Source organism: Bacteroidales bacterium (genome assembly GCA_035353855.1).
Lineage (GTDB): Bacteria > Bacteroidota > Bacteroidia > Bacteroidales > CG2-30-32-10 > DAOQAK01.
Genome location: DAOQAK010000004.1, coordinates 52,476 through 77,290 on the forward strand (window position 1 = coordinate 52,476; position 24,815 = coordinate 77,290).

Consider the following 24,815-nt stretch of genomic DNA (forward strand, 5'->3'; position numbering starts at 1 on the left):
CATTGACCCGTAAACAGAACAGAAACTTTGTATTATTTTTGCAAATACCATTTAGGCTCGATAACAGCAATTTTAAATACTAGCGGAACGGTGGAAGAAGAATACAGCTACGATACATGGGGGCGCCGCCGTAATGCACAGGATTGGACGTATACATTAGATGGACGTACACCTATTACCGACCGCGGTTATTGCATGCATGAACACCTGGATAATTTTGCTTTAATAAATATGAATGGGCGTATGTACGACCCTATGCTTGGCCGTATGCTTAGCCCCGATAATTATGTGCAAGCACCATTTTTCACGCAAAGTTATAATCGTTATACCTATTGCTTTAATAATCCTTTAAAATATACTGATCCCAGTGGGGAAGCTGGTGATCCATGGTGGAAAAAATGGATTAGAGCATTTTGTAGTTTATTTAATGGACATTTATATTGGCCACAAGGCCGTGTTCCTCATGATGGCGATAATGCTTCTACAAGCAATAATGCTGATATCTCTGCGCAACTATCTACAGCAGAAGCCATGGGCAGTGGTGATGGCGGTGGCGGTGGTACACCAAGTGGTGGTCATGGCGGCGGTTATGGCATGATGTATCATGAAAACCCGTTAGAATCTTTACAAAATGATGTAAAGGATAATAAAGATGGGCTACATATAGATGTAGCAAAAGATGGTGTAATAGTGAAAGGTAACGGTGAACCTATTATTAAGTATAAAACGGATATATATAATTAAAGATGGTGAAAGAGAAGATATTAAAGGGTTAACAGATATATATGTTTGGGCGAATTATAATAAAAACGAAAAAGGAGAGTATGACCATTATTATGATAAAAATACATTACCTAGTGAAATTTATGAATTAACTGCACAAGATTTTGGATGGTGTACAGGATTAGTAATTGATAAATCAACCAAAAGATGGATAACATTTCATTCTGGTTCTAATTCTGCTGATTGGGGTGGTTGTTGGGGTATAGGTACCAACCCAACAGGAGGAGGTAATGATTCTTCACCGATTATTTTTAGTTTTGATGGTATTCAAAATACAATTAATGGAATAATAAATGCGGCTGGTTCTATGCCTATGTATTTAAGCCCAAGGAAATTTTAATGATTAAAATTAATTATATGAAAACGGCAATAATTTTAATTAATATGTTTTTTGTTTTTTATTCTTTTTGCACTGCACAGGAAAATAATAATAAATCTGATTTAGATAGCGTAGTTAAAAACTGTAAAAACAAAAATTTCACACAAGCTTTAATGGATGTAAATTATTTAATAAAAAAAGATTCAACTTTCGCAGAAGCATATTACTATAGGGGTTGTATCAATAAAAATATTAAAAATCATAGAGAAGCTATTAATGATTTTAATATGGCTATTAAATTAGGCTTTAATAAAGCAGATGTATATCTTGAAAGGCAAAAGCAAACTAATTTTTTTGCTAAAAATATTTCTAATAAAGATAGTATTTATAAAATTGAATTAGCAGATATTAATAAAGCAATAGAATTAGATAGTTTATTGGTAGAAGCATATATAGATAGAGCATTTCTTTTCCGTGATTTAAATATTAAATATAATTCTAATAGAGCTACTAGAGATAGTGTAAATCAAATTGCATTAAATGATATTAATAAAGCATTAACAATAGATAGTTCATATGCACAGGCTTATTGGGCAAAAGGTGTTTTAATACCTATATTATATATTAATAAACTACCTGATGATTCAATTTATTCAATGGCGATAAATAATTTGACCAAGGCTATATTTTATGATTCTGAAAATGCGATGTATTATAGAGATAGATCAAATTTTAAAAGTCAAAATGGTGATAAATTAGGAGCTTGTGAAGATTTGAAAAAAGCTGTTGAACTAGGTGGAGAAAGTATTGCTATTTCGAAGTATGATTATGATAATTTATGTAAATAATTTGATAGCTAACATTAAGGCAAATTGTTAGTGCATATTAAAAACGTTAAAACCTTATCCAAAGCCTTGAAAAATCGGTTTTTTATGAAATTAAATTAATTCTGAAGTCAGAAATTTGGAAAGCGGAATTTGAAAATAAATTATTGAAATTGAAATTTGAGAAATACTATCAACAGTTCTCAATCAGCATTTTGTAATTTTTAGGAATGACCACAAATGACAATGAATTACTATGTCTGACAATGAATAACAGCGTAGCGATAGAATAATTATATAATCGAATTAAAAAAAAATCAACTAATATTTATTTTTCTTTTATTAAAAATATATATGAAGGGAAATGGTCGCTGTAACCACCCTGGTATACACCGCCAGCGTAGGTACGCAAAGGATAACCGGCATAGGCTCCATCTTTCTGTGTAAGAAAATTCCTGTTAAATATTTTGGCTTTATAAAATTTATATGTTGATTTATTATCGCCAAGTAATGTTCCTGAAACAATTATCTGGTCGAACAAATTCCAGTTGTCGCGATATGCAAGACTTCCAATTCCTTCTTTCTTAAAAATATTATACATCGGGTTGTACAAATCTTTTGTACCTGTTTGGCTTATTTCGCTTTTTGCTAAAAGGTGTTTTGTAAGACTTGCATCTGTGGGGTCATCATTCAAATCGCCCATGATCACTATCTTTGCGGTGCTGTCAATTTTCTGGATGGAATCAACAATTGATTTGCATAGGTCAGCGGCCGCATTGCGCATAGGTGCGCTTCTTTTCTGTCCACCACTTCGCGAAGGCCAATGGTTAACTATAACATATAAAGGCTCACCATCAAAAGTACCATGAACTACCAACTCATCGCGTGTAGCAAAATCGGGTTTCCCTGCAACATTAAGTTTTACATTCCGGCTATCTATAACTTTAAAATAATCTTTCCTGAATATCAGGGCAACGTCGATACCACGTTTATCAGGTGAATCATAATGAACAATTCCGTAATTTGATGATTTTAATTTGGGTGTATTTACCAAATCCTGGACAACATTATAATTCTCAACTTCAGCAAGTCCAACAATTACAGGGCCTCCTTTCACATACTCATCGCCAATTTGCGAAATTGCTTCCGACATGTGATTCAATTTTTCTTCATACCTTTTTGCATTCCATTTATTTTTTCCATCAGGTAAAAATTCTTCATCATTAATATTAGGATCGTTTATCGTATCAAATAAATTTTCCTGGTTATAAAATGCAATGCATGCTACTTTATATTGTTTTTCCTGTGCACTAGCTGTATTTGCAAGTATCAGAATAATTACCGCAATTACACTTTTCGATAAAAAATTTTTCATATAAAAAAATTTTGGGGCTCAAAGATAGTATTTAAACTATAAATAAATTGTTAATTTTAAAAATTTTTTGTTGTCATCTGGTTTAGTTTTCTTACTTTAGCGAACTTTTCTCTAAAAAAAATGTAACTAAATACATATATAATGAAAAATCTTTTACTAACTATTTTATTGTTGCTAACTGTTGCTTTCGTACAAGCACAGAATGCAAAAGTATCGGGAACCGTGTTCGATACAGAAACAAGCAAACCTGTTTCCGGAGCAAGTGTTCAGATCAACGATACACAGACAAAAACCGATAACAACGGTTATTTTGAATTCAATGGAATTCCTACCGGGAAAGCTAAACTCACCATTACTATTGATGGTTACGAGCTTAGTTCTTCAGAAGTAGAAATCGCTACCACGGATGTTAAACTTGGAACATTCAGTATTAAACCGTCATCTTTAAATAATGATGCAGCAGGTATTTCAGAAGTAAGTACATCAGCTTTGGATTTTGAAGATGATAACAAAGGTCAGAATGTATCGGGTTTGTTACATTCAACAAATGATGTGTTTGTGAATACTGCAGGATTTAATTTAGGCGCTGCATATTTTCGTATTCGTGGTTACGACTCCGAAAATTCTAATGTGTATATTAACGGGGTTCTTGCTAACGATCCTGAGAATGGTCGTCCTTCCTGGTCAGAATGGGGAGGATTAAATGATGCCATGCGGAATAAAGAAGTCGTAAACGGACTTGCCGCTTCCCGTTTTGCTTTTGGTGCAGTTGGTGGCTCAACAAATATTATTACCAGGGCAGCAATGCAGCGCAAACAAAATAAATTATCGTATGCTTTATCTAACAAATCCTATACAAACCGGGTAATGTATACCTATTCAACCGGGTTGATGAATAACGACTGGGCTTTTACTTTAAGCGGCTCACGCCGGTGGGGTAACGAAAGTTATGTTGAAGGTGTATATTATGATGCATGGGCATATTTAGCTGCCGCAGAAAAAAAACTTAACAACAAACACAGTGTTGCTTTCACTGTTTTTGGCTCTCCCACGGAACGCGGTATGCAGGCAGCCGCAACACAGGAATGTTACAACCTTACCGGAACAAATTATTATAACCCAAACTGGGGATACCAGGATGGTGAAGTTCGTAATGCCAAAGTAAAAAATTTCCATGAACCCAAAATGATTCTTAATCATATTTGGGATGTAAATGAAAAAATGAAAATTACCAACTCATTAGGATATTCATTTGGTAAGAATGGAACATCATCTTTAAACTGGTACAACGCACCAGACCCACGCCCTGATTATTACCGTTACTTACCGAGTTGGGTAGTAAATCAGGACCTTACTGTTACGCCCGATGCAGAACTTTATAATGCAATCTCTGACAATTGGAAAAACGATATAAATACCCAACAAATCAATTGGGATAATTTGTATCAAACCAACTATCGCGCAAATGCTGTAGGCGCCCAGGCAAATTATGTTGTAGAAAATCGTCGGGCTGACTGTTCTCAATTATCATTGAGTTCACTGATAAACTATCAGAAAAGCGACAAACTGATGTATAGTGGCGGCTTTGAAATCGATCATTCAAAAGTTCATCATTTCAAAACCATATTAGATATGTTGGGCGGAGAGTATTGGGTAGACATTGATCAATTTGCAGTTCAGGATTACCCGGGCAGCAATGATTCAATCCAAAATGATTTGAATAACCCTAACAGAGTTGTTAAAAAAGGCGATGTTTACGGATATAATTATAATATTTATGACAACACCGGATCAGCATGGGGACAAGTAGAATACAGCTCAAATAAGTTTGATATGTTCGGCGCTCTAAGTATTTCTTATACTCAATTCTGGCGTGAAGGACTGATGAAAAACGGACGTAACCCCAATAATTCTTATGGAAATTCTGAAAAAAGTAATTATTTAAATCCATCTGTTAAAGGTGGCGCAACATACAAAGTGAACGGACATAATTATATTGTAGGTAACGCAGGTTATATTACAAGAGCTCCTTATTCTAAAAATGCATTTGTTTCACCTTATATCAAGAACACACTTATTACAGGTATAGAAAGTGAGAAGATAGCATCATGTGATATCAGTTATATTTATAAATCACAAAAGTTTAATGCACGTTTAACAGGGTATTATTCTAACTTCCAAAATGGTTCAAGAGTTATCAGTTTTTATCATGATGATTATGCCACTTATGTGGACATGACCTTAACAGGAATTGAAAAAACCATGAAAGGAATTGAAATGGGCGCTGAAATGAAAGCATCAAGCACCATCAGTGTTATTGGAATTTGCGCTCTTGGCGATTACCGCTATACTTCAAGGCCTACTGCAACGGTATCTTATGAAAATGGTTCTGCACCTGATGTTAGCGAAACCATTTATCAAAAGAATTTTTATTTAAGCGGAACTCCGCAAAATGCAGTTTCATTAGGGATAAAATATGCTCATCCAAAATTTTGGTACTTCAATGCAAACGTAAATTATTTTGATAAGATGTATCTTGATTTTAACCCGGAAAGAAGAACAGATACAGCAGTGTTTATGTTAGGCGAAGGCAATCCATTAAGAAACGCTATTACTGAACAGGAAAAATTAGATGGAGGTTTCACTGTTGACGCTTCAATTGGTAAATCGATCACGTATAAAAAATATTATATCAATTTTAATTTCAGCGTAAATAATATTCTTAATAACCAAAAGCTGATCACCAACGGTTATGAGCAGATGCGTTTTGATTTTAATGAAACACAGGAAAAAAATATAGCAAAATTTCAAAACAAATATTTCTATGGAGTTGGCAGAACATTTTTCTTAACGTTATCTGTCAGGATTTAATTTTAATTATTTAAAACATAAGATATATGAATAAGTTCAAAAATATTTTTACAGGAATATTATTTCTTTCGGCAATAGTATTCCTTAACAGTTGTAAAGAAGATGATTTTGACATACCACCGGTGAATATACCTACTGTTAATTTTAGTGCAAATACAACTATTCCAGAATTACTCGCCATGCATACTGCAGGTAGTCTTGAATCGATTGACACAAATATTATTATTAAAGGTATTGTTACAGCTAATGATGAAACAGGAAATATTTATAAAGCGATTTACATTGAAGATGATTCGGCAGGAATACAAATACCAATTAATGATACCTATCTTTATTCAACTTATGCAGTAGGTCAGCCTGTTTATGTAAAATGTCAAGGGTTGGCACTTGGTGAATATGGCGGAAATATTCAATTGGGTTATATTGTAGGCGGAGTTATTGGAAGAATTCCGGTTAATGAAATTGCAAATCATTTATTTCTTGATAGCTTGCCCGGTAACGCTCCTATCCCTGTTAACCTTACAATACCAACAATACTATCTTCTACCAGTTATTATAACAGGTTAGTAAAAATAGACAATGTATTTTTCCCGGATTCAGGACAAACCTTTTCTTTAACAACAGCAACAACAAATCATAACATCCAGGATTTAAATGGGAATATTGTTGTAATGCGAACAAGCAATTATGCAACTTTTGCATCCAGCTTAATGCCATCAGGAACAGGATCAGTAACCGGTATTTTAAGTGTTTACAATGGCACCCGTCAACTTTATATTCGCGACTTAAATGATTTGCAAGGTTTCAATCAATAATAAAATTTAATATAATTATATAAAAAAGATATAATATGAATAAATTTAATAAAATATATAAAAGTTTTTTTATCATAGCTATGCTAACTATTTTTAGCAGTTGCGTTAAAAAAGATTTTGATGATGTTCCTTTAACTGTTCCTTCTGTTGATTTTACATCGAATTGCACAATTGCTAATTTAAAGCAATACTATGCCGACAACAATAATGGCGTACCTTTATTAATTTCAAATGATACAATTATTGAAGGTGTAGTTACAGCCAATGATGAATCAGGAAATTTGTATAAAAAACTTTTTATACAAGATGGCACAGCAGGCCTTGAAATTGAACTCGACAAAGCCGATACTTATACTGAATTCCGAATAGGACAAAAAGTTTTCATAAAATGTAAAGGTTTATATATTGGCGAATATGGCAGTAAAGTTCAGTTAGGATATATAAGTAATGGAGAAATGGGACGTATTCCTTTGGCATATATCAGTGAACATATTTTCCTTGATGGCATGCCGGGAACGGCTCCTGCAGCAGAACATAAGAGCATTGCATCTTTTACAAGCGCTGATTATGATAAACTTATTACAATGGATAGTGTTTATTTTGAAACCCCAGGTGTTGTATACGCAATCACCGGTGATGAAAATATAACCGCCACAGAAAGAAAAATCGTTGATAAATCAGGAACTTCTTCCATCGCATTGCGCACAAGCAGTTATGCAAATTTTGCAGGATATAAAACTCCCAAAGGTTACGGTTCAGTAACAGGTATCCTTGGTATTTATAATGGCACCTATCAATTTTATATTCGTGATACAAACGACGTAAAAGGGTTTGCAGGAAATTCTCCTGTTTATTTAGTTAATGAAAATTTTTCAACTGGCACATTAAATACTTTTACTGAATATAGTGTTATTGGTGATGGACAGCATTGGACTGCCAGTTCTTTTTCAGGTACTTATTTTGCAAAAATAAGTGGATATTCAAGCGGTTACTTTGCTAATGAAGACTGGTTAATTTCTCCTTCTGTTAATTTTGATAATTACACTTCCGAGATATTAAATTTCTTTACCATGATGAATTATGGAAGCGCTGGTGATGGTTCACTCAAGGTATATTATTCCACCGATTATGTATCAGGAAATCCAAATCTTGCTACATGGATTGATATTACTTCCAGTTGTTCATTATCTACAGGTTCATGGACCAATGTATCTTCAGGAGATGTAGATGTTTCTGCAATCACAGGAACCAATGTTCATCTTGCATTTAAATATACCTGCTCTACTTCTAATGTAGCTACATGGGAACTTGGTGGCATTACCATTAAAGGACTTACAAACTAAATTAAAATATTGGTAAAAAATAAAAAAAGGTTTTCTGTTCGGAAAACCTTTTTTTATTTTTTAATTTCTTCTTCGTTCAATACTTCCCGCAATCTTACCAATGCATTAGTTACAGAAAGAATGTTTTCAAAAGTTAAAGTAAGTTTTTTATTCCCCTCTCTCATGCGACATGTACGCTGATTGGCCTGAACATAATGAAGAATTTTTGTGAATATTTCTGTCTGGAAAAATGGAGAATCTTCATCGACAATAAAAAAGCCTGCCAGCTTACCACCTTTCATTACCAATTTTTCGAAACCTAATTTTTTAGCAACCCAGCGTAAACGGATGGTATTAAAAAGTTCTGAAGTCTGCACAGGTATTGGTCCAAAACGGTCAATCAGGTTTTCGTGAAACTGTTGTAATACTTCTTCCGTTTCAATATTGTCAAGGTCTTTATAAAGTGATAAGCGTTCACGTGTACTACTCACATACGCATCAGGAATTAAAATTTCCAAATCGGTCTCAACCTGGCAATCCTTTACAAATTCTTTAACTACGGTATCTTTAAAGTATTCTTTGAATTCTGTTTCTTTCAATTCCTGAACAGCTTCATCCAAAATTTTATGATACATCTCAAACCCTATTTCGGCAATAAAGCCGCTTTGCTCCGCCCCCAGCAGGTTTCCGGCTCCACGAATATCCAAATCGCGCATAGCTATATTAAAGCCGCTTCCTAAATCGGAAAATTCTTCTATTGCACGTAAACGCTTTCGCGCTTCATCAGTAAGTACCGACATTGGCGGCGCCAGTAAATAACAGAATGCTTTTTTATTTGTACGCCCTACCCTGCCACGCAACTGATGCAAATCGCTAAGTCCATAGTTTTGTGCATTATTAATAATTATAGTATTGGCATTGGAAATATCCAATCCCGATTCGATAATAGTAGTGGCAACAAGCACATCATAATTGCCTTCAATAAAATCGAGCATGATTTCTTCAAGCTTATGCCCTTCCAGCTGTCCGTGACCAATTCCAATTTTCACATCAGGGCAAATCCGCTGAATCATTCCGGCAACTTCCTGTATATTATTAACACGATTGTGAACAAAGAAAACCTGTCCGCCTCGCGAAATCTCGTAAACAATGGCATCGCGTATAACTTCTTCACGGAAAACATGAAGCTCGGTAATGATCGGATAACGGTTTGGCGGTGCTGTATTAATGATCGACAAATCGCGCGCACCCATCATCGAAAATTGCAAAGTACGTGGAATGGGCGTGGCTGTAAGCGTTAACGTGTCAACATTAACTTTCATCTGTTTTAATTTTTCTTTTGCAGCCACTCCGAACTTTTGTTCTTCATCAATCACAAGTAAACCCAAATCTTTAAATTCAACATCCTTACTTACTAACCGATGTGTTCCAATAAGAATATCAATTTTTCCTTCCTTTAATTCTTTCAATGAATTTTTAATATCTTTCGATGATTTGAACCGATTGATATAATCAACTTTACAGGGAAAATCTTTCAATCGTTCACTGAACGTTTTATAATGCTGCAAAGCAAGAATGGTTGTAGGCACCAGTACGGCTACTTGTTTACTGTCGGCAACTGATTTGAAAGCAGCGCGTATGGCAACTTCCGTTTTCCCAAAACCCACATCACCGCAAACAAGCCTATCCATGGGGCATTCAGCCTCCATATCTTTTTTTACATCATTGGTAGCTTTTAACTGGTCAGGAGTATCTTCATAAATAAATGAGGCTTCCAGTTCTGTTTGCATGTATGTATCAGGTGAGAATTGAAAACCTTTTTCTTTCCTTCGCTCTGCATATAATTTTATCAGGTCTTTTGCAATATCCTTAACTCGCTGTTTTGTTTTTTTCTTAAGGTTGTTCCATGCATTTGAGCCCAGCCGGTTCATTGTTGGCTCAGTTCCATCCTTCCCGATAAATTTAGAAATGCGGTGAAGGCTGTGAATACTGACATACAGCAAATCATTATCTTTATATACCAACCGAATAGCTTCCTGTTCTTTCCCGTTGACATCAATTTTTTCAAGCCCGTCATAACGCCCAATGCCATGATCGATGTGTGTTATATAATCCCCGGGTTTTAAATCATAAAGTTCTTTTAATGTTATTGATTCTTTTTTTGCGAACCTGTCTTTCAATCGATAACGATGGTATCGTTCAAAAATCTGGTGATCAGTGTAAACAATTATTTTTAAATCATGATCGATGAAGCCTTCATGCAGCGCAATATAAGAAGGAATAAATTCAATGCTGTTCTGTAAATTTTTACTTTTTGAAATATCATCAAAAATTGTTTCAATACGTTCAACCTGTTTCGGGTTATCGGATAAAATGAATTGCTTATATCCTTTATCTTTATTTTGCTGAATATCCTGTATGAGCAGTTCAAAATTCTTATTAAACGAAGGTTGAGGAGAAACAGCAAAATGAATATTTTCTGCTACACCTGAAAAATAATTTCCACCTAATTCAATGATATTAAATTCAGAAATTTTTTCCAAAAAATCATTTCCCTTTACAAATAATTCATGGGGTTCAATATGCTTTATTTCCTTACCCAACAATTGAAATGCTTCGACAGCTTTTTCAAATTCATGTTCAATTTTTTCAGAAATAAATTTTATTTCATCAATCCAAATCACTGTATCTTTTGGAAGCAGGGAAATAAAACCATCGCGCTTTTCAACCAAACTGCTATTCTGAATATCAGGAAGAATACTGATAGAATTTAGTTTGCTAATACTTAACTGCGATTCAGGATCAAATGTTCTTAATGATTCAATAGTGTTTCCGGCAAATTCGATACGATAAGGAAGTTCGTTGGAATATGAGAATACATCAATGATTCCACCTCTTAATGTAAACTGCCCGGGTTCAGCAACAAAATCAACTCTCTCGAAATCATACTCTGCAAGAAATTCCATAACGAAATCAATATTCACCTGCTCGCCGGTACGAAGTTTAAAAGTATTTTTTGTCAGAAAAGATTTTGTTACAACTTTCTCTGCTAAAGCTTCAGGATAAGTAATGATCATATTTTTTTTTCGTCCTGAAGTGATGCGGTTAATTACTTCTGCCCGAAGCAACACATTGGCATTATCAGTATTTTCAAGCTCGTAAGCTTTACGATACGATGTAGGATAAAAAAGCACATGTTTTTTTTCGGCAGGTAATGTTTGTTCGCCAAAAATATTTTCAATATCATTTAAAAAATAGGCGGCAGATTCCTTATCGGGAAGTATTAACAAATGGGTAATAGAATCCTGTCCGAAAACAGCAGATACAATTATTGAACGCGCTGAAGCAATAAGCCCTGAAATGTGAAAGCGTCCGTTGTTACTGTTCCCGAGTTGACGAATAATTTTTTCCGTTCGCTCATCCTTCCGGTATAAGGAAAGGAGTTCCTCTGATTTCACGGGACAAAGATAAAAATATTTATTTTGATTTGTACAGTATTCAAATACTTACAGGCTCTATAAAATAAATTGTATTATTTTTTATTATAATAAAATAAAAGTATTTTTGTTCATATATATTTATCAATGTTACCAATCTACATTCCCCAAAAAGTTTGCTCAGATTATGAAGGTTATTCATTTTTTATTGAATGCATAAGCAATTTAAAGAATGTTGAATTCGAAGATATAATATATGATTTCAATACCACTACTTGGTTTGAAGCAAATCTTTGTGCAATACTAGGCGCCATTATTAATACAGCACAAAATAATTTAAATAATACATATATCAAAAATCTAAACCCTCACATCGAAGATATTTTAAGTAGAAATAACTTTTTAGTATCTTTTGGAGGATGGGAGTTGGTCGACACAAAAGCAACGACTGTAAAATACAGAAGAAACAAACTAACCGAAGAGAAACTGATAAAAGAATTTTTATATAATGAATTAATAAGAAAACAGGATTTCCCTAAATTAAGCGATATTGCACAAAAAGAAATTGTAAGAAGTATTTTTGAAATATACAGTAATGCCATCATTCATGGCGACTGCCTTTATGTTTATAGTTGCGGGCAATACTATCCAAATAAAAAACCGCCACGTATCGACTTTACTATTGTTGATATGGGTAAAACCATAAAAACTAACGTTAATACTTTTTTAAAAGGTAACTTATCAGGTAAAGAAGCAATAGAGTGGGCTGTTAAAGAACAAAATACAACAAAACCTAAAGAAGATAATATTCCTGGAGGATTAGGATTTAAATTAATTATTGATTTTATTGAACGTAATAATGGAAAAATTCAAATAGTTTCATCGGACGGTTATTGGGAATTAAACAAAGGAACAAATCTGGCAAGCTCTTTCAGTTACGAATTTCCCGGTACTATCGTTAATCTTGAATTCAACCTTGACGACAGAAAATTTTACTATTTAAAATCCGAAAAGGCTGAAGATATTATTTTTTAATTACTTTTGTTTTATGGAAATTGAAAAATACACAATAAATATCTTTAATGAAATCGGTGGGGATTCAGCAATAAGTGTTGATGATGGAGATATGATTTATAAAAAAATTGACAACGCATTATCCCAAGGACTAATAGTAATTTTAGATTTTCAAAATATAAATTTAATTATTACAGCTTTTTTAAATGCAGCAATTGGCCAACTATACAGCAAATACACAAGTGAGCAACTAAATAGTAACCTTAAACTTGAAAATATTAAACCTGAAGACGTTCTTCTTTTTATAAAGGTTATTAAAAATGCTAAAAATTATTTTGATAATCCTGAAGATTTTGAAAATACAGTAAAAGAACCGTAAATTATGGCAAAAATTTACGATATTACAAAATACAACCCTTCTTTTAATGAAAATCTGTTTTTCGATAATAATATTTGGGTGTTTCTTTTTTGCCCAATAGCAAATATTAGAAAAGATAAGCAAAAAGTATATTCTGAATTCTTAAAAAATGCAAGACAAAAAAGAAGTGCGATTTTTATAAACTCTCTTGTTATCTCTGAGTTCTGCAACTATTGGTTGCAAACTGAATTTAAAATTTGGAAAAAGGCAAATATAGGTAAAGAAGACTATAAAAAGGATTTTATACTAACTAACGACTTTAAGAATACAGTTGAAGAAGTTAAAATAACATTAAATAAAATATTTCAAATTGCAGAAAAAAACAATGACGACTTTAACGCAATCAATATAGAAAATATAATTACAGAATTTGGCAGTTGCGATTTTAATGATAGTTATTACATCGAATTAGCACGCCTAAAAAAATGGAAAATAGTAACTGATGATGCTGATTTCTTTAAAAATAACAAATCAGATATAGAAATAATTACTGCAAATATCCCAAAATGATTTTATGATAAAAAAACCCGCTTATGAATAATTAAGCGGGTTTTTAAATAATAATATTATTATTTCTATTTCGGTAAAACTACCGGAAAATCATATTTAAATTCATTTTTTTCTGGTTTCTCAAGAATGTGTGATAAGAAATTTTCGTAAGCGGGAGTAAAAGTATATTCATCCAAATTATAATAAACTTCCTGTAAAGGGCGATTACCTATGGAACCCATATCTATAGTTGAAGTATTATATTCTTCCAGTTCAATATGACTAACCATTTTATTCATTACCGGCATAAGTCCATATTCTTCACGAAGCAAAAGATCAGCAACTTTATCAGCAAGTGTAACGGTAAGCTTACGGTCATACTCCTGGCATTTCCCTGAGCGCGGATAATATCCGGTAATCTGTGCTCTTGCTTCAATGCCTAATCTCTTTGTAATTTCAGAACCAATAACACCGCTTATCCCGCCAAAGCGTGGGTGCCCATATTCATCGGTTTCGGAACTTGCATAAACTACATCCAGTTTCCCTTCCTTATCATCATACCACCGTACACCTTCTGAAACAGCAACAACGATAGCCTTTTTAGGAGAACTCAAATAGGCTTCTTTTACTTTTTCAAAAAATACTTCTTTACGTTCTTTTGTCATCTCAACTTCGGGAATCAAAGATATTTCAGCACCTCCGTAAAATGCGCCTCCGGTAAGCCAACCGGCATCCCTGCCCATTACTTCTAATACACATATACGTTGATGCGATTCACAGGTTGTTCTTATACGATTGGCAAAATCAGCAATTCCGGTTACAGCCGAAGGGAAGCCGGGACACAATACGGCTTCGATTTCTTTCCCATTGTATGCATGCATAGTGTGCGTGCGTAGGTCATTATCAATTGTTTTAGGAAAGCCAATAACAGGAATTCCTTCGGTTTCATATAATCTTTTTGCAGCGCCATTTGTATCGTCGCCGCCAATGGAAACCAATACATCAATCTTATAACGTTTAAGATTTTTTAATATCTGTGGCACCCTGCTTTCCGGGTTTTTCTTAGTAGGAAAAGGATTCGTACGACTGGAAAGCAGTGCAGTTCCTCCATACCAGCCATCATAAGGATGATGAGTTAAATTAATTATATCGCCATCGCCCAATAATCCTTTCCAGCCTTTTCGTATTCCGTATACTTTAAAACCGAGCATTGATGCACGGTTTCTTATCGATTCAATGCTGGAATTAAGCGCTGGAGTATCGCCACCTCCGGTCAAAATTGCTAAAGTCTTTCCACTGAAAATTTTATTTTTTACTGCCATAATTATTTTGTTTTATACAAAGTTAAAAAAATTATTTCTTAATTCCTTTTATAATTTTATCTGCCAATACTTCTGCTAATTTAATTTTCGATTCCTTTGTCCAGCCTGCTATATGTGGTGTTAAAATTACATTGTCTGCTTTTATTAAAAATTTATATGCTTCAGGAAGCTTCGATTTTTTTAGGATTTCAAAAGATGTTTCTTCATATTCAATCACATCAAGTGCAGCGCCATTTATTTTTCCTGTTTTAAGATATTTCACCATATCATTTGTTTTCACTACAGGTCCGCGTGATGTATTGATAAGCCAGAAATTATTTTTAAATTTCTTAATAAATTTTTCATCAACCATGTAATGTGTTTCATCAGTCAATGGGACGTGCAAACTAACAATATCAGCCTTTTTAAAAATTTCAGATAGGTTAACTTCTTTTACAAATTTATCAGAAAAATCATTTTTATACTTATCATAAGCAATCACGTTAGCCCCGAAACCGCTTAAACGACGTGCAAAAGCGCTGCCCATATTACCGTATCCAATTATTCCGATCGTTTTTCCGTTTATTTCTTCACCCCTATTTTCCTCACGATTCCACTTTCCTGAACGAACCTGTTTATCGGCGCGGTTCATATTATTCATCAATGAAAGCAGCATTCCCAAAGCATGTTCGCCTACGGCATCACGATTGCCTTCAGGCGAATTGAAACATTTAATTTTTTTCTTTTCTGCAAATGCAACATCAATTGTTTCCATTCCGGAACCCACACGACCAATGAATTCAAGGTTTTTAGCTATACTGATAAATGATTTGTCAATAGTAATACGGCTACGAATAATTATTCCATGATAGTAATGAATAATTTTTTCAATTTCAGCTCGGGAAAGTTTAATTGCATCATCACAAGTAAAACCTGCATTCTCCAGCTTTTTTATCAGGATCGGATGAACTGAATCAATGATTAAAACTTTTTTCAATTTTATATTTTTTCAAAAACAAATTTACTGAGTTTTGGTTAACATCAAAAAGTATTTCAGCCTGAAATTATTTTTAATGCTTTCGGTATAATGCTTATTTCAATCGGAGAAGTACCCAGTGTTTCACCATCTGCTTCAACAGCAATGGCAGGTTCGGAATTAACTTTTATATTTTGTCCTCTATGTGTTGAAACTTTTGGATGTTTTATAAATGAACCATCGTAAAGATTTTTTACATTCCTGATTACTTCAAATTTTGAAAGTCTATTTATCACCGTAACATCAAGTAACCCATCATCGGCAATTGCATTTGGCACCTGCATCATGCCGCCACCACTGTATTTGCAAATACCTACATTCATGCTAAATAAATTTGAACTAAAAATATCCCCATCAACATTTATTTCAGCATTCACATATTTAAATGAGAAAAGCGATTTAAGCAAATTAAGTAAATAAAGAAATTTCCCGCCTTTACCTTTATTCTTCTGGGTATTGACTTTTTTAACCACATCGGCGTCAAAGCCAAAGCCAGCAACGTTTACTAAATATCGTTTATAAAATTCACTTCCGTTCTTATATTTTATTAATCCAATATCCTGAATAAATATTTTATTATTTTTAATAACCTTAATCGCTTCTATAAAATTTATAGGGATATTATACATTCTGCACCAATCGTTGCCTGTACCAACCGGAATCATTCCCAAAGTTACATCATTGCATTTTTTACTTTTAAGAATTCCGTTTGCTACTTCATTCAGTGTTCCATCACCACCAACTGCAATTATTGTTCTATACCCTTTTTCAACAGCAATATGGGCCAGGTAAATTGCATGATATGTTTTTTCTGAAAATACAAAATCGAATTTTAATTTTTCAGATTTTAAAAATGATTCTATCAAGGGCCAGTCTTTTCGCCCTTTTCCATTACCCGCATGAGGGTTTACGATAAAAAATAATTCTTCCATCTAACACACAAATCCTAAATTATTTTTAAATCTATATTTAAATTTCTTAAATAATTTTGAAGCATGAATATACAAAAATTTTCTAATACCTTTGTTCTATTATTTTTTTAAATTTTTGTCTGGCTTACTAAAATCAAAATATGCAAAAGAACAAAATTAAAAAACCTATTAAACAACAAAGAAAACAGACAGATGTAAAAGCAAAAATAGTTTTTCCTGTCAACAAAAATATTTTCTTTTATTCCACCCTTGCGTTATCGTTCTTAATTACTTTTATACTTTATATATTAACATTAGCCCCAAATATTTCTTTTGAAGACAGCGGCGAACTAGTAACTGCGGCTTATACTCTTGGCGTTCCGCATGAACCGGGTTACCCATTATTTACAATTTTCGGAAAAATATTTTCACTTATCATTCCTTTTGGAAGCATTGCTTACCGCGTTAACTTAGCCTCAGCATTTTTTACTTCACTTGCTGCTTTGCTTATTTCGTGGGCAACTGTATTAATTATTGAAGACACATTTATCACTTCGAATTTCTGGAAAAAGAATAACGAAAAACTTTTAAACATCCTTAAATATTCTATTGCATTTAGCAGCGGTTTATTCTTTGGTTTAAGTTTTGAAACATGGGAACAAGCCGTGATGACTGAAGTATACGGGATCAACAGTTGCTTTACTGCGTTATTTATTTTGCTTGCATTAATTTGGAAAAGACAGGAAACTCAGGAAGAAAGAAAAAAATATTTATACATAATAAGCTTTGTGATTGCCCTTGCATTTACCAATCATACCACATCCTTAATGCTTATTCCAATATTCGGAGTATTTCTTTTAGCTGTTGATTATAAAATAATTTTAAACATTAAGACCGTTGCAAAGACAATATTATTCTTCATCTTAGGGCTTACTCCATTTCTTTACCTTCCGATTGCAGCATCACAGAATCCTCCGATGAACTGGGGAAATCCAGGCAACATCACCAATTTTTTTCGTGTTATTTACCGTCACCAATATAATATTGACAGTCCACACACTACGGAAAGGTTTACCAGCCAGTTTAAATATTATTTATCCACGCTACTTCCCGAACAATGGTACCTGCTATTTATCATCTTTGCAATAATAGGGATATTCATTATTTACAAGCATAACAAAAAATATTTCTTTTTCGCAATCATGTTTTTATTGTTAAGTATGCCTGTTACAACTTATTTTACAAACTTCGATATTTCATCTAACAAGCTTGTAAACATTGAGAATGGAGCTTTAGTATCGGTATTTTATATTCCTTCGTATATGTTCCTTTCGATATTGACAGGAATAGGATTTTTCTATTTGATTTCCATAATCAAAACCTCACCAAAAATTCTTTATGCCATTGGATGCCTATGCATAATAATGGCTTTCAGCAATACATTTAAAAATTATAAAAAAACGGATATGAGTCAATACTATTATCCGCAGAAATATGTTGAAAATGTTTTTAAAGTTGCCACGCCAAATTCAATAGTAATAGGCGACTGGGATCCATTTTGTTTTCCGTATTTTTATTTTCAATATGTAGAAAATAAAAGAAAAGATATTGTTGCATTAGATATTATGCTGTTGAAAAGAAGCTGGTATATTGAAATGCTAAAACATAATCATCCTGATTTTATAAAGCGTTCGCAAACTGAAGTCGATAATTTTTTAAAAGCTGTTGAACCTTTTGAAAACGGCGAACAATATGATGGAAACGTGATCCAATCATGCTACGAAAATATGATTTATTCGTTCATTGATAAAAATCTTGCCAACAAAGAAGATGTTTATATTACATTCTTAAATAATAATGAAGCCATAAAATTACTTAACAAATATCAGCGTGAATCGATCCTGGCAGCTTATAAAATTCCAAGAGATACAACCTTGTCTCAAATAAATTTTGATGAAGCGGATTATGATATTTTCATAAATGATAAAAACCCAGATGACAGAATGGTTAAGCGTTTCAAAGAATATTACGGCGGCACATTCGCCACAAGAGGATTGCTTTATGAAAGTTTAAAAAACAAAACCGAATCTTTGAAGTATTATAATTTATCCCTTCAATTTTTCAAGAATAATAAATCATTACAAAATACCATTAACCAAAGAATACAAGCATTGAAATCGAATTAAACTGAAATATTTCTATTTTTTTTCATTGCTTTTATTTTTTTTCATTCTGCCGGAATCTTTTAATGCTTTTGTAAGAATATATTCTATCTGTCCATTCACACTACGGAATTCATCAGCCGCCCACTTCTCAAGTGAAGCAAAAACATCTCCGTCAATTCTCAATATAAAAGCTTTTTTATCAGCCATATTTTATTGGTATAACGACCCTGAATTCAAAACAGGTTGTGCTGCTCTTTCGGAACAAAGAACCACCATCAGGTTGCTTACCATTGCTGCCTTCTTTTCATCATCAAGATCAATAATCCCTTTTGCTGAAAGTTCCTGCAATGCATTTTGAACCATACCCACAGCGCCTTCTACAATTTTAAAACGTGCAGCTACAATAGCTGTTGCCTGCTGGCGCTGAAGCATAGCTCCTGCAATTTCTGCTGCGTAAGCCAGGTAATTTATTCGTGCTTCCATAACATTTATACCGGCAATAGAAAGTCGTTCGTGAAGTTCTCCAACTAAAAAATTATTTATTTCATTTCCTCCCGAACGCAAAGTAATATCAGCATCCTGGCTTTCCAGGTTGTCATAACAAAATGTTCCTGCCATTTTTCTTATGGCTGCTTCACTTTGTATTTTTACAAAGTTTTCATAATTATCAACTTCAAATGCAGCTTTATAAGTATCCTCTACACGCCATACCAATACTACGCCTATCATAATCGGGTTTCCCATTTTATCATTTACTTTGAGCGGTTGACTGTCGAGATTTCGTGCTCTTAATGAAACCTTCTTTTTCAGAAAAAATGGATTCATCCAGCAAAAACCATTTATCTTTATGGTGCCCACATATTTTCCGAATAGTGTTAAAACTACCGATTCATTAGGGTTAACAGCCCTTAATCCCGACAGGCAAAAAATTCCGATAATTATCAGTACAATGAAAATAGTAATTAAAAATGGATCTTCTTCTACTGTTGGAATTAGCAATGCGGATAGTAAAAGTACCAATCCGATTAGCAGTCCTAAGTAACCTGATGCAGGTTTATAATCTTTTTCGTTTTTCATAATTTTATTTTTTTATTTGATATCATTTTGATATCGCAATGATATATATAATTTTTTAACCGGCAAAATATTTTTATGTTTTTTTTCAAGTAACTTTGCAAAACTGCATATGACCAATTTCTTAAAAGACATATTACGCAAAGATCACAGGCGGGAATACGGGATAAAAGAATTTCTTAAATATATTGGGCCCGGCTTACTCGTAACGGTTGGGTTTATTGACCCCGGTAACTGGGCTTCAAATATTGCTGCCGGTTCTGATTTTGGTTATTCACTTTTATGGATCATTACCTTATCAACTATTATCCTTATCATTTTACAGCATAACGTGGCACACTTAGGAATAGCAACAGGTTTATGTTTATCGGAAGCTGCAACCCAATACACTAAAAAATGGATTTCACACCCCATTCTTTATTCTGCTGTAATGGCAGCAATATCAACAGCATTAGCTGAAATACTTGGCGGTGCAATAGCATTAAAAATGTTATTTCATGTCCCATTAAAAATTGGAGCAATACTTATAACAATCCTTGTTGTTTATTTTTTATTTTCCAATTCCTATAAACGAATTGAAAAATGGATTATTGGATTTGTTTCCATTATTGGAATATCTTTCGTTTATGAATTGACTTTGGTTGACATTCCATGGCAGGAAGCGGCTTTAAGCTGGATACATCCAACATTTCCAAAAGGTTCAATGCTGATAATAATGAGTGTAATTGGCGCTGTTGTTATGCCTCATAATCTCTTCTTACACTCCGAGGTGATTCAAAGCCGACAATGGAACCTGGAAGATGAAAAAATAATAAAAAAACAATTGGAATACGAATTTGCGGATACACTGTTATCCATGATCATTGGCTGGGCTATTAACAGCGCCATGATATTAATTGCCGCTTCGGTGTTCTTCGCAAATAAAGTAAATATTACCGAACTTCAGCAGGCAGAAGAAATGATGCATCCTTTACTTGGAAATGCTGCCGCAATTGTATTTGCTATTGCTTTACTTTTCGCCGGTGTGGCATCATGTGTAACAGCAGGAATTGCCGGAGGTTCCATATTTGCCGGGTTGTACAGTGAACCATTTAATATTAAAGACAGCCATTCCAAACTCGGAATCGCTATTACATTTTTAGTTGCACTATTGCTGATATTCTTTATAGGTAACCCTTTCAAAGGACTTCTGATTTCGCAAATGATTTTAAGCATGCAACTCCCGTTCACTATATTCATTCAAATCTACCTGACCTCTTCAAAAAAAGTGATGGGAAAATATGTGAATACTATAAGGACTAAAATTATTTTATTGATAATTGCAATAGTTGTCAGCTCACTGAATATTGCTCTGCTTTGTAGTTTTTTCAATACGATTTAATAGTTATCGCTAAGTTTCCTGGTAAGCCAAACAAAATCCTCAACACTTAATCGTTCGGCTCTTTTGGTCCATATAATGTCGGAAGTATCTTTATACCCAAACGATGATAACGCATTGCGTAATGTTTTTCGTCGCTGATTAAAGGCGGTTTTCACTACTGATATAAAAAGTTTTTCATCACACTCCAACTCTTTTACATTATTTCTTTTTAGTCGTATAACAGCTGATTTTACTTTTGGTGGTGGGACAAAAACATTTTCATTCACAGTAAAAAGATATTCGATATCGTACCACGCTTTTAGCAATACACTTAAAATTCCGTAATCTTTATTTCCCGGCGCCGATGCTATTCTTACCGCAACTTCTTTCTGAAACATTCCTACAACCTCATCAACATCATCCCTGTTTTCAATAGTTCGGAATAGAATTTGGCTTGAAATATTATAAGGAAAATTCCCGATAATGCTAAAATGCCCGTCAAACAAGGTTTTTAAATTATAACGAAGAAAGTCGGCTTGGATAACCTTATTATTAATTTCAGGGAAATTATTTTTAAGATAAGTTACCGACTCATTATCGATTTCAATAATTCTTAAATCAATACCAGGAATACTTTTCAGGTACTTTGTCAGAACACCAGTTCCGGCGCCTATTTCAAGAACGTTCTTATTTAACGAAAGAGACTCAACTATTTTTTGCGCAATATTCTCATCTTTCAAAAAATGCTGACCAAGGTGTTTTTTTGCGCGTACCGGATACATCTGGATTTATGAATAACAATTTATGATTTGCGAATGTAGTGATTTAAAAATAAATGTATTCATATGTATAAGAACTTTCCAGTTTACCTTTTCTGTAATATTTCATACTTGACACAAAATTCGAAGGGCTGAATTCATTTATTCTGCTTGAAGTTTGTTTTCCCTTGTTATATGTCTTGGTTTCAGTAATATTATCTTTATCGTCAAATGTGCTTACCATTCGGTATGATTCATTGCCTTTCTTATCATATATCGCATATTCCATTGTTTCGCCGGTATGCTCATTATATTTTCCTTTAAAATGGATAACATTATTTTGATAGTAGGTTGTGTATGCTATAAATTTATTATCCTTATTATAAATATATTCGATTTTATAAGGCTTTCCTTTCTCATTGAACTTTTGGAAGGTTACAATTTTATTTCCTTCGCTATCGTAATTTTCTTTTCGGCAAACAGCAGTAGTATCTTTATGTTTTGTTGCTAATTCTCCTTCTGGCTTGCATTCATAATTCCATGTATACAAAATTTTTTCTTTTGCATTATAAACAATTGATGATTTCCTTGATTTATCAGGATAATAAGTATACACCCACTTTCTCTTAAATTCCGGGCTTCCATTTTTATAATAACAACTTTCAAGAATTTTTAATGAATCAAATTTTGAAGTGATCTTCATTTCAGGTTTTCCATTATTAAAAGCTTCTTCTTCTATAACACAATTATTGTTATCATACTTATAATTGTATTGTAAGTTTTTTTTCCCGTTTTTACTTTTAACGATATAAGATGTATTTTTATTCGCCTGGGAATATTCATAAATATATTGTTTTAAGAGGTTCCCGTTTTTTTTATAAAAATCCATTGACGTATAATTCCCGCTATCATTATAATTAACTTTTACCCATAAATATTCCTTATTCCCTTTTTTAATGGTTTCGGAATATCCCTTAAGTTTAGCTGCAACAACTTTTTTTCTTAAAGGGTTGTTATCAATATAAGTTGGATAACTTTTCCAATTTTTTTTCAAATAAGCATATTCATCTTTTTGAGCATGTACAATTATTGCAATGAATAATGCAGCGAAAATGAAAATAGATTTTTTCATAGTGTATGATTTTAACTTTTATATAACACGAAGATTACAAAAGTATAAACACGAACAGGTAACAAAATATTTTATAGTGATGAAAAAATATTTTTCAGTTGGGTAGTTAAAAACTGATATAAATATGATTTGGCTTTCATGAATTTTATATACCTTAATACTGATATACGCTTACCAGGTACAAACCCAAACCTGCAACTTATACGCTAAAAGCTATCATCTGTCAAATGATGCTTGTGAATTTAAAATTTAATATTTTATTTTACAACTTTAAAAGAAATTATTAAGAAACTGTTTTGAATTTTTATTTTAATCTGTTAAGCATAAGTTTTACCATAGCTAATTGGATCATTGTTTCACTTGTATCTGTAAGATATTCGTAATCTTTGCTTAATCTACGGTAACTTTCAAACCAAGCAAAAGTTCGTTCAACTACCCATCTTTTAGGGATTACGGAAAACTTTTTACTGTCATCACTTCGTAGTACAATCTCAAGTATCCATCCCAAAGACCGTTTTACCTTTTCTATTAATTCGCCTCGATAACCTCCGTCAGCAAATATTTTTATTAAGCGGTTAAACCGACCTTTAAGTCGGTTTATAACCTCCATTGCAGCTTTGCTATCATGGATATTTGCGGCATGTACAAACACGACCAACAACAATCCCATTGTGTCTGTAACTATATGTTGTTTTCGTCCTTTTGTGATTTTTCCACCATCAATACCTCTGTCAACGCCTCCGGAACGTGATGTTTTTACGGAACGACTATCGATACATGCTGCACTTGGAGATTCTTCTCGTCCAGCTTTTTTACAAATAAAATTTCTGAGACATTCGTGTATCTCTTCTATCAATCCATACGTCTTCCATTGGCGATAGTAATAATATACCGTATTCCATGGAGCAAAATCATTTGGCAGCATACGCCATTGACAGCCGGTTTTAAGTAAATAAAACAGGGCATTCATAATATCACGCAAATTATGTTTTCGCTTTCTTTTGTTATTCAAAATATTTTCTATAATTTTCCATTGTGAATCGGTTAAGTTAGGTGGGTAGTTTTTCATATTATGTGTTTTATTTGACTGATAATCAAAATGATACGATTAATAACCCAATTAACTAACTGATTATATTATAGTTATAAACATTTTTATTCATATGCATTCTCTTTTTAAATTTCAAAACAGTTTCTTAAATTTATTAAAAAATGCAAAATTTAAGTTATGAAAAAATGCAAACCATTGAAGGTGGAACTTTTCTTGGTGGGTTTTGCGCTGGTGTAGCTATCGCATCCTTAGTAGCACCAAATCCTGTTACTGGAGTACTTGGTGTTGGCTGTATTGGCTATGCTATAGGATCCGAATTTAATTGGTGGTAACAAAAAAAATCAGGGAGCTTAAATACAT

Annotated in this window: 22 protein-coding genes; 12 read left to right on the plus strand and 10 right to left on the minus strand. The window is 33.2% G+C overall.

Features of this window, described 5'->3' with window-relative positions; genetic code table 11:
• Positions 1-90: 90 nt before the first annotated feature.
• Genes PKK00_01655 through PKK00_01665 form a run of 3 tightly spaced genes read left to right on the plus strand, consistent with a single transcriptional unit; the run spans position 91 to position 1,950 of the window.
• Complete coding sequence (locus PKK00_01655; protein HNW97100.1) at positions 91-744, plus strand: RHS repeat-associated core domain-containing protein; 654 nt, start codon at positions 91-93, stop codon at positions 742-744.
• Positions 704-1,123 (plus strand): hypothetical protein, encoded by a 420-nt coding sequence (locus tag PKK00_01660; protein HNW97101.1) that lies wholly within the window; start codon positions 704-706, stop codon positions 1,121-1,123. The genes PKK00_01655 and PKK00_01660 overlap by 41 nt, the downstream gene beginning before the upstream one ends.
• 17 nt (positions 1,124-1,140) lie before the next feature.
• Positions 1,141-1,950 (plus strand): hypothetical protein, encoded by an 810-nt coding sequence (locus PKK00_01665; protein HNW97102.1) that lies wholly within the window; start codon positions 1,141-1,143, stop codon positions 1,948-1,950.
• A 304-nt stretch (positions 1,951-2,254) separates the two neighbouring features.
• On the opposite strand, the gene PKK00_01670 is transcribed toward PKK00_01665, so the two are convergent.
• The gene (locus tag PKK00_01670) at positions 2,255-3,301 is read right to left on the minus strand and encodes an endonuclease/exonuclease/phosphatase family protein (GenBank protein ID HNW97103.1); all 1,047 of its coding nucleotides are present in this window, start codon (positions 3,299-3,301) and stop codon (positions 2,255-2,257) included.
• Positions 3,302-3,442: 141 nt separating this feature from the next.
• Here PKK00_01670 and PKK00_01675 point away from each other — a divergent pair, with 141 nt between their 5' ends.
• Genes PKK00_01675 through PKK00_01685 form a run of 3 tightly spaced genes read left to right on the plus strand, consistent with a single transcriptional unit; the run spans position 3,443 to position 8,330 of the window.
• Entirely contained in the window at positions 3,443-6,172 is a 2,730-nt protein-coding gene (locus PKK00_01675) for a TonB-dependent receptor (protein ID HNW97104.1), read from the plus strand.
• A 26-nt stretch (positions 6,173-6,198) separates the two neighbouring features.
• A complete protein-coding gene (locus tag PKK00_01680) occupies positions 6,199-6,987 on the plus strand; it encodes a DUF5689 domain-containing protein (protein ID HNW97105.1) in 789 nt (262 codons plus the stop codon).
• Positions 6,988-7,022: 35 nt separating this feature from the next.
• Positions 7,023-8,330, plus strand: a complete 1,308-nt coding sequence (locus PKK00_01685; protein HNW97106.1) for a DUF5689 domain-containing protein — start codon at positions 7,023-7,025, stop codon at positions 8,328-8,330.
• Between the two features lie 53 nt (positions 8,331-8,383).
• Here the strand turns inward: PKK00_01685 and mfd are convergent, their stop codons facing one another.
• The gene (mfd, locus tag PKK00_01690) at positions 8,384-11,767 is read right to left on the minus strand and encodes a transcription-repair coupling factor (protein ID HNW97107.1); all 3,384 of its coding nucleotides are present in this window, start codon (positions 11,765-11,767) and stop codon (positions 8,384-8,386) included.
• Positions 11,768-11,893: 126 nt separating this feature from the next.
• Between mfd and PKK00_01695 the strand changes: the two genes are divergently transcribed.
• Genes PKK00_01695 through PKK00_01705 form a run of 3 tightly spaced genes read left to right on the plus strand, consistent with a single transcriptional unit; the run spans position 11,894 to position 13,688 of the window.
• A complete protein-coding gene (locus PKK00_01695; GenBank protein ID HNW97108.1) occupies positions 11,894-12,781 on the plus strand; it encodes a hypothetical protein in 888 nt (295 codons plus the stop codon).
• A 13-nt stretch (positions 12,782-12,794) separates the two neighbouring features.
• On the plus strand, positions 12,795-13,139 hold the full coding sequence (locus PKK00_01700; GenBank protein ID HNW97109.1) for an STAS-like domain-containing protein: 345 nt from the start codon (positions 12,795-12,797) through the stop codon (positions 13,137-13,139).
• A 3-nt stretch (positions 13,140-13,142) separates the two neighbouring features.
• Entirely contained in the window at positions 13,143-13,688 is a 546-nt protein-coding gene (locus tag PKK00_01705) for a PIN domain-containing protein (GenBank protein ID HNW97110.1), read from the plus strand.
• 65 nt (positions 13,689-13,753) lie between these two features.
• Here PKK00_01705 and PKK00_01710 read toward each other — a convergent pair whose 3' ends face one another.
• Genes PKK00_01710 through PKK00_01720 form a run of 3 tightly spaced genes read right to left on the minus strand, consistent with a single transcriptional unit; the run spans position 13,754 to position 16,936 of the window.
• Positions 13,754-14,989 carry a 6-phosphofructokinase gene (locus tag PKK00_01710; GenBank protein HNW97111.1) on the minus strand — a complete coding sequence of 412 codons (1,236 nt, stop codon included), beginning with the start codon at positions 14,987-14,989 and terminating at the stop codon, positions 13,754-13,756.
• A gap of 31 nt (positions 14,990-15,020) precedes the next feature.
• The gene (locus PKK00_01715) at positions 15,021-15,965 is read right to left on the minus strand and encodes an NAD(P)-dependent oxidoreductase (GenBank protein HNW97112.1); all 945 of its coding nucleotides are present in this window, start codon (positions 15,963-15,965) and stop codon (positions 15,021-15,023) included.
• 56 nt (positions 15,966-16,021) lie between these two features.
• The gene (locus tag PKK00_01720) at positions 16,022-16,936 is read right to left on the minus strand and encodes a diacylglycerol kinase family lipid kinase (GenBank protein HNW97113.1); all 915 of its coding nucleotides are present in this window, start codon (positions 16,934-16,936) and stop codon (positions 16,022-16,024) included.
• A 140-nt stretch (positions 16,937-17,076) separates the two neighbouring features.
• Here PKK00_01720 and PKK00_01725 point away from each other — a divergent pair, with 140 nt between their 5' ends.
• The gene (locus tag PKK00_01725) at positions 17,077-19,101 is read left to right on the plus strand and encodes a DUF2723 domain-containing protein (GenBank protein ID HNW97114.1); all 2,025 of its coding nucleotides are present in this window, start codon (positions 17,077-17,079) and stop codon (positions 19,099-19,101) included.
• A gap of 12 nt (positions 19,102-19,113) precedes the next feature.
• Here the strand turns inward: PKK00_01725 and PKK00_01730 are convergent, their stop codons facing one another.
• The gene (locus PKK00_01730; protein ID HNW97115.1) at positions 19,114-19,287 is read right to left on the minus strand and encodes a DNA-binding protein; all 174 of its coding nucleotides are present in this window, start codon (positions 19,285-19,287) and stop codon (positions 19,114-19,116) included.
• 3 nt (positions 19,288-19,290) lie between these two features.
• A complete protein-coding gene (locus PKK00_01735; GenBank protein HNW97116.1) occupies positions 19,291-20,157 on the minus strand; it encodes an SPFH domain-containing protein in 867 nt (288 codons plus the stop codon).
• 109 nt (positions 20,158-20,266) lie between these two features.
• Here PKK00_01735 and PKK00_01740 point away from each other — a divergent pair, with 109 nt between their 5' ends.
• The gene (locus PKK00_01740) at positions 20,267-21,535 is read left to right on the plus strand and encodes an Nramp family divalent metal transporter (GenBank protein HNW97117.1); all 1,269 of its coding nucleotides are present in this window, start codon (positions 20,267-20,269) and stop codon (positions 21,533-21,535) included.
• On the opposite strand, the gene rsmA is transcribed toward PKK00_01740, so the two are convergent.
• The 3 genes from rsmA to PKK00_01755 form a co-directional block, all read right to left on the minus strand.
• Positions 21,532-22,296: a 16S rRNA (adenine(1518)-N(6)/adenine(1519)-N(6))-dimethyltransferase RsmA gene (rsmA, locus tag PKK00_01745; protein ID HNW97118.1), complete on the minus strand. Its 765-nt coding sequence runs from the start codon at positions 22,294-22,296 to the stop codon at positions 21,532-21,534. The genes PKK00_01740 and rsmA overlap by 4 nt on opposite strands.
• 43 nt (positions 22,297-22,339) lie before the next feature.
• Complete coding sequence (locus tag PKK00_01750; protein HNW97119.1) at positions 22,340-23,404, minus strand: hypothetical protein; 1,065 nt, start codon at positions 23,402-23,404, stop codon at positions 22,340-22,342.
• A 304-nt stretch (positions 23,405-23,708) separates the two neighbouring features.
• Positions 23,709-24,473, minus strand: a complete 765-nt coding sequence (locus PKK00_01755; GenBank protein HNW97120.1) for an IS5 family transposase — start codon at positions 24,471-24,473, stop codon at positions 23,709-23,711.
• 143 nt (positions 24,474-24,616) lie between these two features.
• Between PKK00_01755 and PKK00_01760 the strand changes: the two genes are divergently transcribed.
• Positions 24,617-24,787 carry a hypothetical protein gene (locus tag PKK00_01760; protein HNW97121.1) on the plus strand — a complete coding sequence of 57 codons (171 nt, stop codon included), beginning with the start codon at positions 24,617-24,619 and terminating at the stop codon, positions 24,785-24,787.
• Positions 24,788-24,815 lie beyond the last annotated feature (28 nt).

What these genes read in the sequence shown, in the direction of transcription:
- rsmA (HNW97118.1), bottom strand. Translation starts at nt 22,296, where the DNA reads ATGTATCCGGTACGCGCAAAAAAACACCTTGGTCAGCATTTTTTGAAA.
- PKK00_01705 (HNW97110.1), top strand. Translation starts at nt 13,143, where the DNA reads ATGGCAAAAATTTACGATATTACAAAATACAACCCTTCTTTTAATGAA.
- PKK00_01680 (HNW97105.1), top strand. Translation starts at nt 6,199, where the DNA reads ATGAATAAGTTCAAAAATATTTTTACAGGAATATTATTTCTTTCGGCA.
- PKK00_01665 (HNW97102.1), top strand. Translation starts at nt 1,141, where the DNA reads ATGAAAACGGCAATAATTTTAATTAATATGTTTTTTGTTTTTTATTCT.
- PKK00_01710 (HNW97111.1), bottom strand. Translation starts at nt 14,989, where the DNA reads ATGGCAGTAAAAAATAAAATTTTCAGTGGAAAGACTTTAGCAATTTTG.
- PKK00_01740 (HNW97117.1), top strand. Translation starts at nt 20,267, where the DNA reads ATGACCAATTTCTTAAAAGACATATTACGCAAAGATCACAGGCGGGAA.
- PKK00_01685 (HNW97106.1), top strand. Translation starts at nt 7,023, where the DNA reads ATGAATAAATTTAATAAAATATATAAAAGTTTTTTTATCATAGCTATG.
- PKK00_01730 (HNW97115.1), bottom strand. Translation starts at nt 19,287, where the DNA reads ATGGCTGATAAAAAAGCTTTTATATTGAGAATTGACGGAGATGTTTTT.
- PKK00_01675 (HNW97104.1), top strand. Translation starts at nt 3,443, where the DNA reads ATGAAAAATCTTTTACTAACTATTTTATTGTTGCTAACTGTTGCTTTC.
- PKK00_01750 (HNW97119.1), bottom strand. Translation starts at nt 23,404, where the DNA reads ATGAAAAAATCTATTTTCATTTTCGCTGCATTATTCATTGCAATAATT.
- PKK00_01725 (HNW97114.1), top strand. Translation starts at nt 17,077, where the DNA reads ATGCAAAAGAACAAAATTAAAAAACCTATTAAACAACAAAGAAAACAG.
- PKK00_01695 (HNW97108.1), top strand. Translation starts at nt 11,894, where the DNA reads ATGTTACCAATCTACATTCCCCAAAAAGTTTGCTCAGATTATGAAGGT.
- PKK00_01720 (HNW97113.1), bottom strand. Translation starts at nt 16,936, where the DNA reads ATGGAAGAATTATTTTTTATCGTAAACCCTCATGCGGGTAATGGAAAA.
- PKK00_01760 (HNW97121.1), top strand. Translation starts at nt 24,617, where the DNA reads ATGCAAAATTTAAGTTATGAAAAAATGCAAACCATTGAAGGTGGAACT.
- PKK00_01735 (HNW97116.1), bottom strand. Translation starts at nt 20,157, where the DNA reads ATGAAAAACGAAAAAGATTATAAACCTGCATCAGGTTACTTAGGACTG.
- PKK00_01755 (HNW97120.1), bottom strand. Translation starts at nt 24,473, where the DNA reads ATGAAAAACTACCCACCTAACTTAACCGATTCACAATGGAAAATTATA.
- PKK00_01700 (HNW97109.1), top strand. Translation starts at nt 12,795, where the DNA reads ATGGAAATTGAAAAATACACAATAAATATCTTTAATGAAATCGGTGGG.
- PKK00_01670 (HNW97103.1), bottom strand. Translation starts at nt 3,301, where the DNA reads ATGAAAAATTTTTTATCGAAAAGTGTAATTGCGGTAATTATTCTGATA.